The sequence below is a fragment of the Streptomyces sp. NPDC002130 genome (assembly GCF_040296465.1).
Taxonomy (GTDB): Bacteria; Actinomycetota; Actinomycetes; order Streptomycetales; family Streptomycetaceae; genus Streptomyces.
This window is the reverse complement of the sequence record NZ_JBEOXI010000678.1, coordinates 1-1,728: the sequence shown is the minus strand read 5'-3', so window position 1 is coordinate 1,728 and position 1,728 is coordinate 1. Positions and strand designations below refer to the sequence as shown.

The 1,728-nt window shown below is 66.4% G+C and carries 1 protein-coding gene and 1 pseudogene; both read right to left on the bottom strand.

Annotation, left to right across the window (positions count from 1 at the left end; genetic code table 11):
* Positions 1 to 149: 149 nt before the first annotated feature.
* Positions 150 to 503: pseudogene (locus tag ABT116_RS44370) on the bottom strand (cation diffusion facilitator family transporter); the annotation flags it as partial.
* A 10-nt stretch (positions 504 to 513) separates the two neighbouring features.
* Positions 514 to 1,452, bottom strand: a complete 939-nt coding sequence (locus ABT116_RS44365; protein ID WP_351646564.1) for an alpha/beta hydrolase — start codon at positions 1,450 to 1,452, stop codon at positions 514 to 516.
* Between the last annotated feature and the right edge of the window lie 276 nt (positions 1,453 to 1,728).

Below are 1,728 nucleotides of genomic sequence, written 5' to 3'. Positions count from 1 at the left end.
TCGGCCGCGGCAGGATCGGCTGCGGGGTGGGGATGGAGGCGTTCGCGTCCCCCATCTGCGCGTACGCGATCTGCCCGCCCTTGATGACGAGCTGCTTCGAGGATGAACGAGACGCCGAGGACGGCGTAGGCGACACCGAAGTCGGAGGCCGGTTCGGAATGGAACAGTTCCTGGATGCCGTGGGTGATCGAGACACCCGCGCCGAGTGCAAACAGTCCGAGGGCGGCGAACATCGACCAGATGTATGCCTCCCGGCCGTACCCGAGTGGCTGGTCTCGGTCGGGAACCCTTTTCGAGCGGCGGTTCGCGATCAGCAACAGCACTTCGTTGCCGGTATCGGCCCAGGAGTGGGTGGCCTCGGCGACCATCGATGCAGATCCGGTGACGATGGCGGCCGCCGTCTTGGCCCCGGCGATCAGCGCGTTAGCCGCAAACGCCAGTACGACTGTCGTGGTGCTCTCGTCGCCGTTTCCCGTCGGCTCGGCCTTGGGTTCGATGCTCACGAACTTCAGGCTAGGCGGGTGGCGACGGTTTCGTGCGGTGACGCTCGGCGACGGAGCGCAGCAGTGTGTCGACGGCGTCGTGGAACTGCGTCAGGCCCGGCTCTTCGACGGGAAAGTGCCCGCACCCGTCCAGCATCACGAATTCGGTGGGTGCGTTGATGCGGCGGAGGAACTGCAGGCTCAGTTCGGGTGGCGTCCATCGGTCGTCGGCCGGGTGGGTGAGCAGAACGGGCGTCGTCCGAAATGCTTCGGGTGCGGTGTGCTCGAACGAGAAGTAGCTGCTGAGGAATCCGAGTGGCACCCGAACACCGCCACCGCACGGATCGGTTGCGCACAGCGTCGCGAGTTCACGGTTGCTGCTCATGTTCGCGACGTCGGCGACCCAACGGATGGGCACGCGGATACGGCCCACCAGTCGTTCGGTGCGGCGCATCAGGGGAGCGCCATAGACACCCATCGGGCCGAACCGCGCCGCGGCAGCTCTGGCCGACGGATTCGAGGGATCGAGCAGACAGGTAGCGACGACGGCGTCGGCCAGACCGGTTCGCGCGGCTACCTCGTAGGCCAGCAGACCGCCGATGCTGGCTCCCAGAAGCACCAGCGGCCGATCGTCGGCTGCTTTCTCGGCCCGGACGAGGTCACAGAGGAGTTCGACCCACTGCTCGTACCGGTCGCCGGCGGGATCGCCTACGACGGTGTCGCCGTACAGCGGAAGATCGGGGAAGAGGACTTCGGCTCCGAGTTTCACGCCGATCCCGGCGAACGGCCACAACGCGCCCGAGTACCCGCCGGCGCCGTGGATACCGAGAACCCGAACCGGCGCGTCTGGAACCACTGCCCGTGCGACGTGGACGGTGTTGCCGTTCCACTCCCACCACGTCGTGGTCGGCTCCGGCATGTGGGCGGTGTACCGGTCGGGCATAAACTTCGAGTAATCGGCGCTGGTCATCTACACAATTCTCGGTACCGGCGTCGCGGCTGACAACTCGCATCGGAGGACCGTGTCGACTCGGCGGAAAAGGCCCTCCCAGCAGCGCTCGAGGGCTACCTACGACGCGATCCTGGAGGCAGCTACTCGCGTTTTCGCGTCGGAGGGCATGGCGGCGACCACCAACCGGATCGCTGACGAGGCAGGCGTCTCGGCCCAGCTCCTCCAGCCCCTGCTCGAAGTTCATCACCGGCGAGAAGTCGACCTCGCTGACCTCGACGAAGTACGACTTCGTGG

Bases quoted from the DNA above. Each gene is read 5' to 3' on its own strand.
- ABT116_RS44365 (WP_351646564.1), bottom strand. From the start codon at position 1,452: ATGACCAGCGCCGATTACTCGAAGTTTATGCCCGACCGGTACACCGCC.